Source organism: Anabaena azotica SJ-1 (assembly GCF_047275885.1).
Taxonomy (GTDB): domain Bacteria; phylum Cyanobacteriota; class Cyanobacteriia; order Cyanobacteriales; family Nostocaceae; genus Trichormus_B; species Trichormus_B azotica_A.
This window is the reverse complement of sequence record NZ_CP178455.1, coordinates 60,644-76,716: the sequence shown is the minus strand read 5'-3', so window position 1 is coordinate 76,716 and position 16,073 is coordinate 60,644. Positions and strand designations below refer to the sequence as shown.

Annotated in this window: 14 protein-coding genes and 1 CRISPR repeat array (1 of these 15 cut by a window edge); of the genes, 7 read left to right on the top strand and 7 right to left on the bottom strand. The window is 37.0% G+C overall.

Going from position 1 to position 16,073, the window contains the following annotated elements; all coding sequences use genetic code 11:
• Positions 1-397 precede the first annotated feature (397 nt).
• Together ACLLO5_RS26780 and ACLLO5_RS26775 are read right to left on the bottom strand one after the other, a co-directional pair.
• Positions 398-745, bottom strand: coding sequence for an HNH endonuclease (locus ACLLO5_RS26780; RefSeq protein ID WP_413176331.1), 348 nt, complete (start codon positions 743-745; stop codon positions 398-400).
• Between the two features lie 83 nt (positions 746-828).
• On the bottom strand, positions 829-1,491 hold the full coding sequence (locus ACLLO5_RS26775; RefSeq protein ID WP_413176330.1) for an acetoacetate decarboxylase family protein: 663 nt from the start codon (positions 1,489-1,491) through the stop codon (positions 829-831).
• 679 nt (positions 1,492-2,170) lie between these two features.
• On the opposite strand from ACLLO5_RS26775, the gene ACLLO5_RS26770 reads away from it, so the two are divergent.
• Positions 2,171-3,568, top strand: a complete 1,398-nt coding sequence (locus ACLLO5_RS26770) for an ATP-dependent DNA helicase (RefSeq protein WP_413176329.1) — start codon at positions 2,171-2,173, stop codon at positions 3,566-3,568.
• 604 nt (positions 3,569-4,172) lie between these two features.
• Positions 4,173-5,744 (top strand): DNA polymerase III subunit beta, encoded by a 1,572-nt coding sequence (dnaN, locus tag ACLLO5_RS26765; protein ID WP_413176328.1) that lies wholly within the window; start codon positions 4,173-4,175, stop codon positions 5,742-5,744.
• Between the two features lie 89 nt (positions 5,745-5,833).
• Here the strand turns inward: dnaN and ACLLO5_RS26760 are convergent, their stop codons facing one another.
• The 5 genes from ACLLO5_RS26760 to ACLLO5_RS26740 form a co-directional block, all read right to left on the bottom strand.
• Entirely contained in the window at positions 5,834-5,971 is a 138-nt protein-coding gene (locus ACLLO5_RS26760) for a hypothetical protein (RefSeq protein ID WP_413176327.1), read from the bottom strand.
• Positions 5,972-6,370: 399 nt separating this feature from the next.
• On the bottom strand, positions 6,371-8,692 hold the full coding sequence (locus ACLLO5_RS26755; RefSeq protein ID WP_413176326.1) for a CHAT domain-containing protein: 2,322 nt from the start codon (positions 8,690-8,692) through the stop codon (positions 6,371-6,373).
• Between the two features lie 63 nt (positions 8,693-8,755).
• Positions 8,756-10,215, bottom strand: a protein-coding gene (locus ACLLO5_RS26750; protein WP_413176325.1) for an IS5 family transposase whose coding sequence is annotated in 2 segments (ribosomal slippage) — positions 8,756-9,748 and positions 9,751-10,215 — 1,458 coding nt in all. Because the reading frame shifts where the segments join, the coding sequence is not laid out codon by codon here.
• 115 nt (positions 10,216-10,330) lie between these two features.
• A complete protein-coding gene (locus ACLLO5_RS26745; protein WP_413176324.1) occupies positions 10,331-11,896 on the bottom strand; it encodes a tetratricopeptide repeat protein in 1,566 nt (521 codons plus the stop codon).
• Positions 11,897-11,998: 102 nt separating this feature from the next.
• Positions 11,999-12,721, bottom strand: coding sequence for a DUF4384 domain-containing protein (locus ACLLO5_RS26740; RefSeq protein ID WP_413176323.1), 723 nt, complete (start codon positions 12,719-12,721; stop codon positions 11,999-12,001).
• A 602-nt stretch (positions 12,722-13,323) separates the two neighbouring features.
• Here ACLLO5_RS26740 and cas1 point away from each other — a divergent pair.
• From cas1 to ACLLO5_RS26715, 5 genes are all read left to right on the top strand, one after another.
• A complete protein-coding gene (gene cas1 / locus ACLLO5_RS26735) occupies positions 13,324-14,391 on the top strand; it encodes a CRISPR-associated endonuclease Cas1 (RefSeq protein WP_413176322.1) in 1,068 nt (355 codons plus the stop codon).
• Positions 14,391-14,669, top strand: a complete 279-nt coding sequence (gene cas2 / locus ACLLO5_RS26730; RefSeq protein ID WP_413176321.1) for a CRISPR-associated endonuclease Cas2 — start codon at positions 14,391-14,393, stop codon at positions 14,667-14,669. Before cas1 ends, cas2 begins: the two co-directional genes overlap by 1 nt.
• A gap of 273 nt (positions 14,670-14,942) precedes the next feature.
• The gene (locus ACLLO5_RS26725; protein WP_413176320.1) at positions 14,943-15,212 is read left to right on the top strand and encodes a hypothetical protein; all 270 of its coding nucleotides are present in this window, start codon (positions 14,943-14,945) and stop codon (positions 15,210-15,212) included.
• 60 nt (positions 15,213-15,272) lie between these two features.
• Positions 15,273-15,581 carry a hypothetical protein gene (locus ACLLO5_RS26720; protein ID WP_413176339.1) on the top strand — a complete coding sequence of 103 codons (309 nt, stop codon included), beginning with the start codon at positions 15,273-15,275 and terminating at the stop codon, positions 15,579-15,581.
• 111 nt (positions 15,582-15,692) lie between these two features.
• Positions 15,693-15,899 (top strand): hypothetical protein, encoded by a 207-nt coding sequence (locus ACLLO5_RS26715; protein ID WP_413176319.1) that lies wholly within the window; start codon positions 15,693-15,695, stop codon positions 15,897-15,899.
• Positions 15,900-16,057: 158 nt separating this feature from the next.
• A CRISPR array of direct repeats spans positions 16,058-16,073; the repeat unit is 35 nt (it continues 969 nt past the right edge of the window).

Below are 16,073 nucleotides of genomic sequence, written 5' to 3'. Positions count from 1 at the left end.
AAACGCTTTGTGGGACTTATCTAGTTGTCGGTTGTCAGTTATCAATTTAATTGGAATTTATTTCTAAGCTGTTAAGCACCTAAATTTACTGCTTTGATACAAAAAATCCCCTTCTAAGTAGGTTAACAGAAAAATTTAAAGGTATGTAACGGTACGTAAAGTTGCCTCAATGCGATATTCTGATTGAGTTTCAGCCATTTTACAAAACGCAATACCCCTCGTTTTTATTTTGTTCACCTACTTACACCAGGGGACTGTGATTACCAATTTTTTCGCAAACATAGTTCAATTGTACTATATAAAAATAATATTGACAATGGGTGTGGCTACTAATGGAGGTTTTCAATATTCTTGGTTTCCCCTTCAACACTGGCAGTTAACAGGCGAACTGACTGCGCTATCGCTTACCGTAGGCGATGATCGCCCAAGAACAGCTATCAAAACTTTCCTCGCTTGAAAATCCCGACATATCAAACAGTGACAACTGACCAGGAGAAACGTTACCCTTACCTCCTCTATGGTATCCTAGATGACATCCACTACAGAGGCAAATTAGGTTCTCAACTCTGTTATCGGCAGGATTCATATTGTGGTGGTGAACTTGCAGGTTATAGGCACGGGGTTTAATATTGTCAGGTGGTTTTTCACCAGGACGTAAACAAACACGCCCGCATTTTTGACAACGCCAATCAGCTTTTTCTTTGATATCTCTAGCTAGTTCTTTCCAGTGTTTTGGGTATCCCATGATAACTATAGACACGCACAAATTTTTAGCAAATAATTTCTAGTATGTTTACTCGTAATATCATTCAATTGCCGTATTAATAATCAATTATAACTCAAATTAATGACTTCATTACCAAGTAATTTGGGTACACCAGCCAATAATTCTAAGTTTTGTAATTTTACAGTTAACCAAGGCTGACCTAAACCTAAAGAAGTAAAAGGGCTGTGTTGGGGAATTTCTAAATTAGATTTTAATAAGCTAATTTGGGACTTAAAATTATTTTGAAAATATAGCAACTCAGAACCTAAACCGCCGAAAGCATTACCTCTAAATTCTTGTTGCCACCATGTAGATAAGCTCAACAAGTCTTTTTTATAAGATAATTGGTATAACTGCTGTTGATTTTGTTTAACACTAACCTGACCATGATTATCCCAGCTAAATTTAGCCATTTCTTTGGGTAATCCCCAAATTTCCCTACCTCCAGCGACAGAATCTTCATTATCTACATAAATATGGGAAATCCAAGCACCAATATATCCTTGATATCGTACAAAAGCCGGAACAACAATCAATTCATTATATTCCAATAAAGAACCAGCTTCATAGGAAGATATGTAAGTTCCCGCCAAAGTTTTACCGGGTAAAAGGGAAACAATTTCTAATTCGGAGGGAACAAAAGGAACAGCTTGCTTGATATCAACTAAGTGCAAGGTTTGAATCGCATAGCCTTCAAGTTTCCAAGGAGCAGTTGGATATGTCATCTTTCTGGAAAATGCTTACGTCTTTTATTTTAATCTCTGATGCCACTTCATCTCTATTTCCCAGGTATCATAAGTAGTCGGACAAAATTAAATTCACTCGTTGAGAGAGGGAACAGGGAACGGGGAACAGGGAACAGAAAAATCAGTTGTGTAATTAATTCTGTCCCATTATTTATCATGATCTGTTAAATACTTATTATCATTAAGGAACTGCATGGGGGCAAGATGCAGGGGGAAAAAGAATTTTTGGATTTCTGCACAAACAATTTATATCGCAAGTGCTGAAGGGGGATATGATATCAGTCCCCAAATTAATTGCTTCAGAAAGACTTACCTCTGACTGCCACGGCTGTTTCATTCTAAAATTTGACTTTTTATGTATTTACAAGAATGCTTGATTTTAGCCTTCAGGGATTCTATCTCACGAGTGCTGAGAATACCTAAATTAGTTGCTTAAATCTAGAATGAAATAACCTTGTTATGACTGCTCTTATACCCTTAATAAGTAGGTAGGCGTTAAAATTTATCGTTATAGCAAGGCAAAAGGGAAGAGACTTTCAGGGAATTTGCCTTTTGTAACATACCTCGGTTTTTTCAAGCCGACTTACTTAAATATTTGATACTAAAAAGAGTGTGGTTTTGAATTAACCAAACAGCTAACGCTGCATTGAGTGGATCAATGAATGGAATTAACGAAGCAACTATGCTACAAACACTTCCTACTTTCTTAACCACAAATTCTTTCCCATTTCAATTTACTCAACAGCAGCAAAAAGCCTTAGATAAAATGTGGACATTTGTCCAACCAACCGTCACTGCTGCTTTATTTCTGCTAGTAGGATTTGCCGGAACAGGAAAATCAACAATAGTTTTTCAACTTGTAAAAGTCCTGGTAGTCACAGGTAAAAAAGTTGTATTAACTGCACCCACAAATAAAGCTGTAGGTGTACTGCGAAGGATGGCAGCAGAAAATGGAGTAACTAACGTAGAATTCTTTACAATTCACCAATTACTAGGATTAGGAATGGTGACTAGAGGTAAAGAGAAAATACTTGAGCAGATAGGACCATCGTACATTAATTTATTTGATGTTGTCTTTATTGATGAATGTTCCATGATTGGCAAACAACTTTGGCACTGGATTGAAAATGTTGCTAATCAATCATCACCTTGGACACAAATCAAAATTATTCTCATGGGTGATCCTGCACAATTAAATCCAGTCAATGAAAGAAAATCTCTCAGTTTTCAAGTAGCAAATAAAGCAGTATTAACTCAAGTTGTCCGTCAAGGAATTGATAGCCCCTTATTAGAGTTTGTTACTGCTGCTCGCTATGCAGTTACTAAAAGTAAACTACCATTTAGTCCTTTTGCTAAATATCTACCTGATAAAAGCAACGGTTCGCTCATGGTAAAACGCCAAACTTTACTACGCTATGCCTACAAAAAGATGTCTAAAGAGTTTGTGCATAATCCAGATTGTTTCCGTATTTTATCATGGACTAATGCCCAAGTAGACTTTTATAATCAACAAATTCGTACATATTTGTATGGGAAGAATGCCAACAGATTTATTCCTGGAGAAAGATTAATTACCAGAGATCCGGTGATAGCTCCTGATGGGAAAACTGCCATTCTTTCTACATCTACAGAATTTAATGTTGTAGATGTGTTTACAGAACGTTATAACAATTATGATGCTTGGAGATTGAAGGTAGAAACAGATGAAGGAATTGTGCGTCAAATCTACGTTCTACATGAAGATGAAGAGAAACGATTTAAACAAGAAACGCAACGGTTGCTCAGAAGTGCCAAACGTAATCCTTTTCTGTGGAAGCAATACTATAAACATTTAGAACAGTTTGCTAATATCAGAAATTGCTTTGCATTAACTGTGCATAATAGTCAAGGTAGCACTTTCTTAGAAGCTGGTATTGATGGACAAGATTTGAGTAAGCGATTGAATCCAGAACGGGGAGATGATAATAAATCAATTCTAGCTAAAATTAAGGAGTTTAATCGCTTGTATTATGTTGCTAGTTCACGAGCTAGACAGCGTATTTTAGTAATTCGGTAATCTGAACAGCTGATGTGCGGCTAAATTGGATAATCCAAAAACGTCAAGTTATTATAGTTGCTGTATCTTCTTGCTACTTGGTTTTATCTGAATTAAATGCACAACAGCTTACCATTTTATCTGAAGCTGCATAGAATGAGGAAATCCTTTAATTAATTTAAAGGTTATCTTTAGTCAAGTGTTTTTGAAATCTTATTCTATGCAACTTCATATTAATTTGGTATTATTGAACTCCCAAAAATAAATTGTTATCCAATTTTTTAAGTAAACCCCTTTGTTTATCTCTCCATAACTAGGCATGAAAGCGAGGGAATACTTTTTATTTATAAGTAAGGATTCAGGTCATACCAAAATCCCTACAACCTTTTCGTGATAATGGTTTCCGGGGATTAGGCATAAATTTATATTCTCAATAAGATTTGTGTAACGCCTATGTTTTCGTTCCTTATTGCGACTTGCGACTAAAGGTATGTTAATAAACAAAATTCAATTTTGGAACTGTCTCTGTGACTGGGTTTCAAACACCTGAATCCTTACATTTGTAAGTCCCTAACTGTCTGCTACCGCAGTCTTATAGTAATGATGCAATTAGAGATAAAGGATCATGACTCAAACAGCGCAAAAACAAAAGGTAAAGACTGCAAAGCAGACAAAACAAACAAGTGCTGCTACTACTGAAACAGAAAAGGCGAAACAAACAAATACTGTTACTCCTCAAATAGAAAAGACAAAAACTAAAAATGCTGCTACTACTGAAATAGAAGATGGAGTATCAACAAAAATCCCTGTGCGGAAAAAGAAAAAAACTACCTCTATCAATTCTGACGCTTCAGATAAAACAACTCAAAAGCAAAGGAATAATATCTCTTCTGACACTTTAGATGAACCAAATCAAAAGCAGAAGACAAAGAAAAAATCTCCCAAAAAGGAATCAAATCCTCAACCAATCATAGAATTAGGGATGGAAGTGATTTGTGAACAAACTAAATTTTACAATGCGCTATTTTTAGTCCATTGTGCTACACCAGCTAAACCTAGTCATCCTATTCTTGCCAATGTCCTGATTATTGCAGATGTTGAAACACAACAAATACATCTAACTGTCACAGATTTAGCATTAACAATTCAAGCTAGTTTTGCAGCGCAGGTGTTATTAAAGGGGGAAATTACTGTACCAGTGCAAATGTTATTTGAAATAGTCAAGCATTTTCCTCATGGTAATATTTCTCTGAATAGTCAAACTCAAATGACACAACTGACAGAAGAGGAGCAGTCAACAAAGATATATTCTCTTGGTATATCTGATACCGATGGTAAATATGAAATTAGAGGTATTAATGCTGAAGAATTTCCACCTACTAATATCATTGATACTACTCCTGTTTCTCTGCCAACAATAGTTTTAAAAGATGGCTTAAAAGGTGTGCTTTATGCAGTTAGCACTGATGAAAATAAATATATTGTCACTGGAGTTCATGTTCAACTTACACAGGAGAAATTAAAGTTGATAGGTACTGATGGACATCGAGTTGCTATTACTGAAGTTTCAACTCAAGGAATTGGTAGAAAACCACGTCAACAAGTTACATCTGACGAGATGATTAAATTCACTCTGCCTGGTCGTGTGGTAAGAGAAATAGCACGAAATTTAGGTGATGATGTAGAATCAATAAATATGCTGTATGATGCCCAAAGTAATCGTTTGGGTTTGGCTTGGCAAGATGTCATTCTTAGCTGTCCAGTTCTGGAAGGAATTTATCCTGATTGTGAACAATTGTTAGCTCAATTTAGTTTTGAAAAAGAAGTGATTGTAGAAAAAGCACCGTTGGTTAAAGCACTGGAACGGTTAGCTGTATTAACGGATAAGAAAGCGCAAGGAATTTATTTGCAGTTTGATGGCAGTTTGCAGCAATTACGGTTATCTATTGAACGGGAATTTGGTAAAGGGGATTTGGTGATTGTTGCTAATTTACCCACAGAAATGATGTTGCATATTCAGTTTAATCTCAAGTATTTGATAGAAGCTGCTAAAGCTATTCCTAGTACGAGTATCAAAATGCACTTACAGCAATCAGATCATCCAGCTATGTTAGTTCCTCATGGAGATAGACCAAATCCAGAGGTGGAAATGTCTATGCGTCATTTCTTGCTACCGTTGTATATTCCGCAGCAGTAAATACGGTGTTGTTCCCTTTGCGGGATGAATTAGCGGCTATAGGACTTACGCATAAGGTACATAATTACTTTATTCCTTTGGCGTTAATCTTACCGCAGTGTGCGATCGCGAAACACCCGTCGGAGGCGATCGCAACAAAATCGACTAAAATTATGGGATTGCTTCCCTACACTGGATTCGAGTCGCAATGACAAATTTTGGTTGCGTAAGCCCTTGGCTAGAAACATTGAAACTTCCTTGTTGCATAAAATTGTCCCATAATTCCCATAATATTGATATAGCTTGCGTGACGAGGTAAGAGTCCTACGCCAATGTGCGGTAACAGCAATGCTGAAAAAACAGAATGTCCACAAATTGTGGACATTATTTTGGACATACACATACAGCAGAGGTCAGTAGGGTTAATTAACATGGTGCTACGTCCACCGCAGATATTCCACAAGACTCAAATCTTGCACCACTCCGTATAAACCCAGATAATCTAAAAAAATGCGCCATAAAACTACCTTGTTTTTATTGGGTTTAAACTGTAAATCAAGGGTTTTGGGATTATACGGTGTAATAAAAATACATCAATTTTTGTTGGTGCAAGATGTCAGAAGATAGAAAATTGCTCTCATTCTAGATTAAACTAACGCACCTTGACAAATCCAAGCTCCCCAGTAAAAAGGATGCTTAAGGGGAGTATCTTCTTCCTGACAATCAATTTTACTTTGTGGTGACAAGTCCCTAACTTTTAACAGTTCCTTCAATATTTCTATTCCCAAACTAGACTGTCTCAATTCCCTAACTGTCAGATTGCGGATATAATTTTGAGCATTGCGTAAGGCTTCTACATAGTGCATTCCCGATTGGAAGTTATCAAAAAAACGCTCCATTAACAATGCTGTGGCTTTATCCGGTACTTTCCACAGACTCATCACCAGAGTTTTTGTCCCAGCGACTGTAAAAGCGCGACGCAAGCCAAAAACACCTTCGCCAATTCTAATATCACCTTTAGCTGTGTCACAGGCAGATAAAACGGTGAGTTCATTTGTCCATAAGTCCAAATTGGCGATATCTTGAGCAAAGACACAACCTTTCCCCGCTTCTGGTGGCAAAGTTCCACCATTTAACCAAGTATTAGCACCTGCTAAAGCCAGTAAGGAACGCAGCATAGGATTTTTGGCGTTGGCGATACCTATAGCGTTGGTGTAGCGTCTGGTTGGTGTAGACTTTTGCTCAGAAGAGAGTGAAGCTGTTGCAAAACTCTGGTTTAACTCCTCATTTTGTATCTGTAGTGGTGCAGGTGGTGAGTTTGGTAAAAATAAACCGTGGGTAGCAATAAGCATGATACTGGGACACTTACTACTTGTTAAGTGGGTGAAGAGTGCATCTGTTCCCAAATACAAACGTGCATTTTTGAGCTTTTTGGCCACACTTTCAGCCAAAAACTTTGTACCCGCAGCACGAGATAAAGTCTCACCATCAAGAGTTTGGATAAATTCAACATTGGCTGTTTGTGGCTGTGTTTGTAAATTGCTATCTTGGTTTGGTACTGTTTGATTGGTGGACTCAACAGCTAAATCAAAATCTGGATCTGCTATGATTAGGGGTGAATCTGCAATCCGCGATGTTGCTATTTGCGATAGCTTCGCTTGCTGTAAGCATCGCATAATATCCCGCCCCACGTTTAAATAAGAAATCGTATATTTGTCCATTAGCAGGGATGTACCCACATCATCTAATGGTAATATTTGCAAGGGCAATAAGTTTAAGTTACCATCTGGTGCAAATATCAGATGTTGATAACCCTTGAAGAATTCCTGGATAGGCTGAAATAACAGTTGACTCAGTTGAATAGCCGCAGTCGGGTTGTATGCTTTAATTGGTAATTTTGGTACAGCCGCAAATTTTCCCCATCCTAGTGTTGCTTGAGTAGAGTCAGAAGCTTGTTTTTGCAATTCCCCAATTAAGTTATCAATAACTTCCACCTCCCCTAAATCTATCATCTCCACTGCATCTGGTTGTCCAGAGGGTAAAACAAATGCTAGATAACGGGAAGGATGCCATTGCTGCTCTTTTTTGGCTGGGACTGCTTGAAAATCAAAGACATCAAAGCGGACAAATTCAACTAGAATTGAGTTGGCTGGTAATGCTTTAGCGATCGCACAACGATCTGCTATTTGTGCAGAAACTTGAATTTCCGGTACTTGCGATGCTAAGTATTTTTGTAAAATATTATACTCAGCTTCCAGTTGACTGAGTTGGCTTTGATATGCTGTAAAATTGCCGTTTGCCGGTGGAGAAAAAGTTAAATTGATTAATTGGGTATTTAAATCGCAGAGTTGACGAAACTGGGTTTGCAGATGAGGATAGCGATCGCTATACAAAGCCTGATTTTGAGCAGACACAGAAGTAGCTGTTAACCCCTTGCGTCTGAGGACAAAATCTAATGCTTCCCGCTTTGCATCTTCCTTATTCCATAAGTGTCGATAGACAAGAGAGAGAAACAAATCAAAATTAACCCGCAGTTTCTCAATTAAAGCCAGGCGATCGCTTTCGGAACTAAAAGCAAACACCTTACTAATCAATTTATCATTAATATAACTGGCTTGTACTCGGCAAGATAAAGATTCTGTATAGCTATTTGTAGCAGTTAATATAGTAGCCAAATTGTTAAGACTAGTAGCCACATCAGGATGCACTTGTCCCAATAGGCTTTTTCTCATTTCCAAAGCAGCCCTATAATTTTTTTCAGCTTCCTGATAACGTCCCAGAGAAAAATAGATTTCAGCTAAATTATTGTAACTGCGGGCAATTTGCGGATGTTCTTTAGCAAATAAAGATTTTCTAATTTTTAATACTTCTAAATGTATTGTTTCTGCTGCTAAATACCGCCCTTGATAACTATAAATAGGGCTTGCTGAAAAAGTCGTATTTAAGCCAGACCAAGAATCAATTAACAATGCTTGTAAGTGAAAACATAATTCATGATATGAAGTAATTTGAGTAAATATAATATTTTCTAATCATCCAAATCTAAAAATAGGAAAAACATAGTATTTTCTAAAATAGATACAAAAAAAAGTCATAATAATCCGCCGCAGTAATGCGGAAAGATTCATGACTAGAAAAGTTATGGCAATGGCTGTTTCTGAAGTATTAGAAAGTTTACTCATCATTCGGTCAAGACTATATCTTCTTTTGGCTTCTCCGAATTTACCTTCAATACAATTACGATCTCTCTCGTCTAATTGTGCCTGCTTTTTGGTTTCTTTGCTGACATTTGTTGGTGGTCTTCCTAATGGTGGACCACTAATTCTGATCCCTCTTTCTTTGCACCATTTTCTATTATCCTTGGTTCGATAAATTTGATCTACATGTACTGATTCTGGATAGTATCCTGTCGCAGCTTTAAACGCTTCTACTTGTGATTTTAAGTCACCTGATTCATTAAAATTATCCCAGCTAATCCGGTCTAAAAATACGTATCCTTCGTAACAACTAGCTGATAACTTAGCTCCAAATTCCACTGATGAACCAGCTTTTCCCCTGACAATTGGACGGACATGAGGTTGTGTTAAACTCACGATTCTATCGTCAACACGAGTCAGGCTATTTTCATACATGAATGACTGTTGTCGGTATACTTCATTTACCACTAATAGTATTTTATGTTTTTGGCTACTTAGCCACTCCAGCTTGGCTCCCACTGCTATTAGTCTATCTATATGTCCTAAGTTTCTTTTCAGGTATTGTAGTTGTTTTTTTATGGCTTTTCTTTTTTGTTTTTTCGATGGTCGTCGTTTTTTAGCGACGTTTAGATATTCTTTTCTAGCTGTATTTCTGTAAGTTCTTGGTTTTTTATTTTCGTTTTCATCCAATTCTTCATACAGAATATCTATTATTTCTTCTGTCTGCTCCCTTGCTTGATTTAATAATCCTAAATCTGTTGGATATTTAATATCTGCTGGTACACAAGTTGCATCTAACTTTAATTTCCCCTGATTTTTATCTTCATCTATTTTTTCTTCTCCCGCTTCAGTGCTAATAACTTTTTTTCTGTTTCTTCCTCACTGATTTTATCTTGATTATTATTAACCATGCTTCTATTCATTCTATTCACTAATTCTATATCTATTCTTTGTCTAAAATGAACTAACATTGATGCCTCAAATGGTGCTTCATTGCTATAGCTATTCAATCCTATAAAGTATTGTAGATATGGGTTTTCTCTTATTTGTTCTACTGTTTCTCTATCACTTAACCCCAATCTTTCTTTGATTATTAAAGATCCTATGGCTATCCGAAAAGACTTTGCTGGTGCGCCCATTTCAGTCGTGAATTGTTTCGCATATTCATCTTCAAATTCTGACCACGGAATTAAATTTGCCATTATTACCCATCTATTATCTTCTGCCAATTGTCCCTCAAATGGCAGTTTAAACTTTTCTATGGGGGTAGGTAGAGTTTCAATTTTTCGATACATTTTCTATGTTTTTGTGAGGATTTTTACCCATTTTACCCGATTGCCTTGCACTTTTTTCCCATTTATAGACTTCAATCACTATTTATACCAGGGTTTCAGCTTTAATCAGCAAGCCCTAAATAGTAGCTAAATTACTCATAGCAGTAGCTACTTGTGGATGTACTTCACCGAACAAATTTTTGGCAATATCTAAAGCCTGTAAAAATAAAGATTCAGCTTGAGAATATTTTGATTGAGCATTATATAATACAGCTAAATTATTGAGACTAACAGCCACATCAGGATGCTCATCACCTAACAAACGTTTTCTCATTGCTAAAACTTGTAAATACATAGCTTCAGCTTCGGAATATCGCCCTTCTAGCCGATAAACTTCGGCAATATCATTGAGAGTAACTGCTACATCAGGATGCTCATCACCTAACAGCTTTTTCCTCGTGTTTAAAACTTCTAAATAAATTTGTTCAGCTTCCGCATATCTTCCTTGTTTTTCATAAAGTGCTGCCAAATTATTTAAATGATTTGCTACTTCAGGATGTTCTTGACCTAATGAAGCTTCACCTATTTTTAAAGCATCTAAATACAATCGTTCAGCTTCCGAATAACGTCCTGTCTCTGTATATAATAACGCTAAATTATTCAAACTAACTGCTATTTCAGGATGTTCATCTCCTAACAAAATCCTTCTCATTGCTAATGCTGATAAATACTTTTCTTCCGCTTCCAAATAACGGCCTTGTAAAAAACCAAGTTCTCCTAAACTATTCAGACTACTGACTGTATCAGGATGTTCATCTCCTAATAAAGACTTTCTCATCTCCCAAACAGTTAAATGTAATTTTTCAGATTCTAAATAACGCCCTTGGTCTTTATAATTTTCAGCAATATTATTTAATGTAGCAGCAATATAAGGATGTTGATCTCCTAATAATGGGTTTAAAATCGCCAAAGCTTGCAAATAATTATCCTCTGCTTGAGAATAAAAACCCTGAGAATTATATAATGCGGCTAAATTATTGAGGCTGACAGCCACATCAGGATGTTCATTACCATACAACTGTTTTATCATCCCTAAAGCTGCTAAATGTGTTTTTTCAGCTTCTTGATAACGTCCTTGTAAATCATATATCGCAGCTAAATTATTCAAAGTTCGCCATATATCAGGATGTTCAGAACCAAGTGAACTATTTTGAATTTCTAATACTTGAACATAAATACTTTCAGCTTGCAAATAATTACCTTGGGCTTGATATAATTGAGCAATATTATTTAACCCAATCGCCACTTGGGGGTGTTCATTACCAAGTAAGCGTTGCCACAAATTTAAAGCCGCAAATAAATTCTGCTCTGCTGCTAAAAATTTACCTTGATAAAAATAAAATGTCCCTAAATTATTTAATGATTCAGCAACGTCAATGTGTTCTTTTCCCCTGATACTAATTCTGATTTCTAAAACTTGTCGATATAAAGGTTCTGCTTCTGGATAGTGACCTTGAATGCGATATAATTCAGCTAGATTGTTAAGACTATCAGCAAAAACTGGATGTTCAGTTATTTGATGATTTGTGCATAATTGCACAGCTTGTTGAGCAGTTATCACCGCTTGCTCTAAATTGCCTTGATTGACTAAATGGACAACTTGAGAATTGAGATGATTGATATGATTGAGTATTTCTGTCATCCTGATAATATATTGTGTGTGCGCCTAATCTGCTGAAAAATAGGATATTTATATTTGGAACTTTCTAAGTTAGATAAATTTTACACTAAACCTGAGAGGTTATTATTCTATAACTGTATATTCTGTATATAAAACTTCATATTTTTTGTACACATTCATATAATCTAATAATTCTCGTAAATGACTTTCCTTTAATTGTAAAGGTTCATCACTAGCTTGGAGCAACCAGTTTAAAGAAGGCATATTTGGAGTAATGACTGCTAAAATTTCTTCTTGACCTGGAGTTCCTTCAATGGGAAAACAAGTAATTTCTGAACCCTCTTGAGGTAAACAAGTCTTACCTGTATTTAAATGTGGTTGAGGGGCAAAACAGGAAGGACAAAAACACCAAATATTACCAGATGTATCGCGCTGTAACAGCAGTAAATAACCAGAATTATCAAAATTGACTTCGACACGAATGTAACTACCTATTCGCACAAATTTTTCATAAGAGCTACTTGTCGGCCAACCCCAACCTAAAGTTTGTTCTTCAACTAAAACTAATCCCATTTTTTCTGTCACATTACCCAATGTTTGGAGTTGTTTCCAAAGTTGGTCTATAGATGTGGCGATATCCTGCCAATCTAATCCTAGAAATGTGCAAATCTCTTCAAAATTAGTGCGATAAATAGGGATACTATGAAAAAAATTATGCACAGTTGTTATACTCAAACCCGTTTCTAAAGCTAGGGATTTTTGAGTAAAATTTCGCAGTCTCAATGCTTGCTTTGCCTGTTGGATGCCTGTAGGTGATGCCGCAATAGAACGATTTGACCCCGCCATAGTCTAAATAATAACGCTACCCTGTTTAACTCATATCCGAAATCAGATATTTATGTCAACAAGATTTATAGCAGATTCAATACTGCTCGGTTAAGGATTTTCGTAGGTTGGGTTGAACAAAGTGAAACCCAACAAATCCTTGTAAATGTTGGGTTATGCCTACGGCACGCTACGCGAACGTTCCATTGCTTGGCGTTCACGCAGTGTCTCGCAGAGATACGTTTACGTTCTACAACCTTACCTGCATAATTTCATTGTTTTGAGCTTAACCAACAAGTATTGACAGCAGATTTCTTTTAAGTGAGTACAACGTTAGCGGGTAATATACCCACACCATAAGAGTTTTATAATTTATGTCTATAACTTATACACTTTTAGACCGTAGTATCAAATATTTTGACTCTCACTTTTGACTGTTCCTATATCAACTCATAACTCAACTCCTAACTATTACTGAGCAACTCATAACTCAACTCAAATACCCACCTGAGAACATGAAATTAAGGAGTTCAGAAGACACAAATTGGTAATTAAACAGATGCCAACAACTGGTTAATTCTTTTGTAACTCCTGGTTTTTCATCCTTAATTATTAACCAAACTATGCCTACTGTTTACATCACTGAATCAGGCGCTGTACTGAAAATCCAAGGCAAAAGTCTCAATGTTTGGCAACAGCAAGAACTACGACTGACATTATCTCTTTCCCAAATTAGCCAAATTGTTATTTTCACACACACTCACATTACTCCCAAAACCGTCAAACTGCTGTTGTCAGAGGAAATTCCTACTTTATTTCTCACTTCCCAAGGAGAATATATCGGCAGATTAGAAACCGATACCAACCACACAGCCAAATATTTAGCCAAACAAGTCCAGCGTTCCCAGGACAGCGAATTTATCCGCGCTACTGGTGAAAGTTGTTTGTGGGCGCAACTGCACAACCAACTCACTCTCCTGAAAAATGCTACTCTTCGCCAGTTTAACCCTAGTTTGCAATTGGCTGAAAACTTTCTCACCCTATTAATGGATGATTTAGCCACAGCCCACTCTCTCAAAGAGTTGCGGGAATACGCCACCAGTGCAGCTAGTTTTTACTATCCGGCTTTTGCGTTTATCCTCCCCCACCAATTCAAATTCCCACGTCGTAGCAGCTGCAAAGCCAACCCAATCAACGTGCTTTTTAATATAGGTTATGCACTGTTACAGCAACAAATTCACTGCTTCCTCAAGTCTGCGGGTTTACATCCTGACTGGGCTAACTTGCACCAAGAAAGCAATAATAATTCTCCTTTAGCTTGTGATTTGATGGCAGAATTCCGCGCCCCCTTGGTTGATGAATTGGTAGTTAATTTACTCAACTCCCGTATCATCACTTTAAAACATTTTACCCTTCCTGATTCTCAAGGCAATGTAGAATTATACACCCATGCTTTGAAATTATTCCTCCAACACTGGGAAGAAAAGTTAAAAACTACTGTCAACCATCCTCGTGCAGGTGAGGTTACATATCGTCAATGTTTGCAATTACAAGTGCAGGAATATCTTGCTTGTTTGTTGGGTGATGTAGAACATTATCGTCCGATGTTGGTCTCAACCCAAGTCAGTCAAACCGATATCAACATTATTCAAGAACTAGAAGCCATACCGTTAATGATGGTGAGACGGTGATGTTTTACCTTGTCTGCTATGACATTGTAAATAACAGCCGTCGTCAAAAAATTTCCCAACTTCTAGAAGCTTACGGACTGCGGGTACAGAAATCAGTGTTTGAGTGCGTTTTAGACGAAAAACAATACCAAAATCTCTCCCAACGTCTACTCAGACTGGTTAACAAACGAGAAGACCAAGTTCGTTTTTATCCTCTCTCAGCTAATACCCGTACTAAAGTTGTAGTCCTGGGAATTCAACCACCGTTAGCAATTGATGACTCTGCTTTCATTGTTTAAGACCTAACCCCCCAACCCCTTCCCTATAAGGGAATGGGGAGTTTGAAAGAGTAAATAACAATAAAAGTTATTCTTGTTCCCTCTCCTTGTAGGCTACGGTGTACACACAAATCCTACCTGTCTGCGTTTGAGCCTTTTCTGCCCCCTAAATCCCCCAAACTTGGGGGACTTTGAAAATTCTTGTTCCCCCATAATTGGGGGTTAGGGGGCGATTCGATCACTTGTGTGTACACGGTAGCTCCTTGTAGGAGAGGGTTAGGGAGAGGTTATTCCTTGTCTCATCAAGTAATTCAGTTTCATCTCATTTTGGCATCAAAAGCCCAGCAACAACTTAACGAGTTATCACCACAAGACCGTAAACAATATCATAAAGCTTTTCAGATTTTAACTGAATCAGGTCCAGCTTACCGCAGTTTAAGAACCCATAGATATAGATATAAAGGAGGTGATATTTGGGGTTCTTCTGCATCTATGGCGAAAAGATTCTTTTGGCAATATGCAGAGAATAAGAGCATTATCGTCACAAGTTTAGATTCTCATTAGTTATCAACTTTCATCTCAATGCTGCTTGTCAGGTGCGTCAGATGGAGAAAATATGAAATGGTGTCTAAACCCCGTTCTTTAGGTGCAAGAGAAATCCGTCTTATTAACCTTTACAGTAATTGGGAATTTAGCATGACACCCCAAGAATTTTATGCCAAATGGGCTGTCAGTTATGAACAAATTGCCCAAATCTGCCAACGTTCTGATTCTACTGTCAGAGGGTGGTTTCAACAAGGAAAGTTGCAACGTTATCCTCAGTTTAATGATTTGCGTCACTTAGCACTCATGGATTTTTTGCTAGAGCATTTTGAAGAAATACCTGACCAAGTTGTGCAAATCTTACTCGCAGTTATGCACATGAAAAATTAATTGTCAATATCATCCTGGTCTGTCTTATCAATTGCCTCTTGACTTACAGTAACTCTTGTCAGTTCAAAGTCAAAAATATGGTGATTTTACCATAGTTGTCAGGAGGATAATATGACTTATTCAGAGCAGTTGCATCCGTGGTGTATTGTTCGTTATCTGGTTAATCAAGAATATATTATTGTCGCCAGATTTCGCCGCCGTGATGATGCTGTTGCTTATTTGCAAGTGTTACGCCAAACAAACGAAAAGATTGTTTTTGCAATCCTTTTTCATGCACCAACTGTCAAAACTTCCCTGACAAGTCAAACTTTGAATTGACAGGCTTCTTGTGAAGTTGATTAAAAATGGAAACACCTGCGTTCAGTTAATTAACACTTGCAAAAATACCCGGTATTAACTTTGTTATATCCGGGTGTTTTTTTATAAATTTTTATACAAAATTTAGGGGTTTAGCATTACGCCTACAGTTTAACAAGAGTTCTATTTTTATTC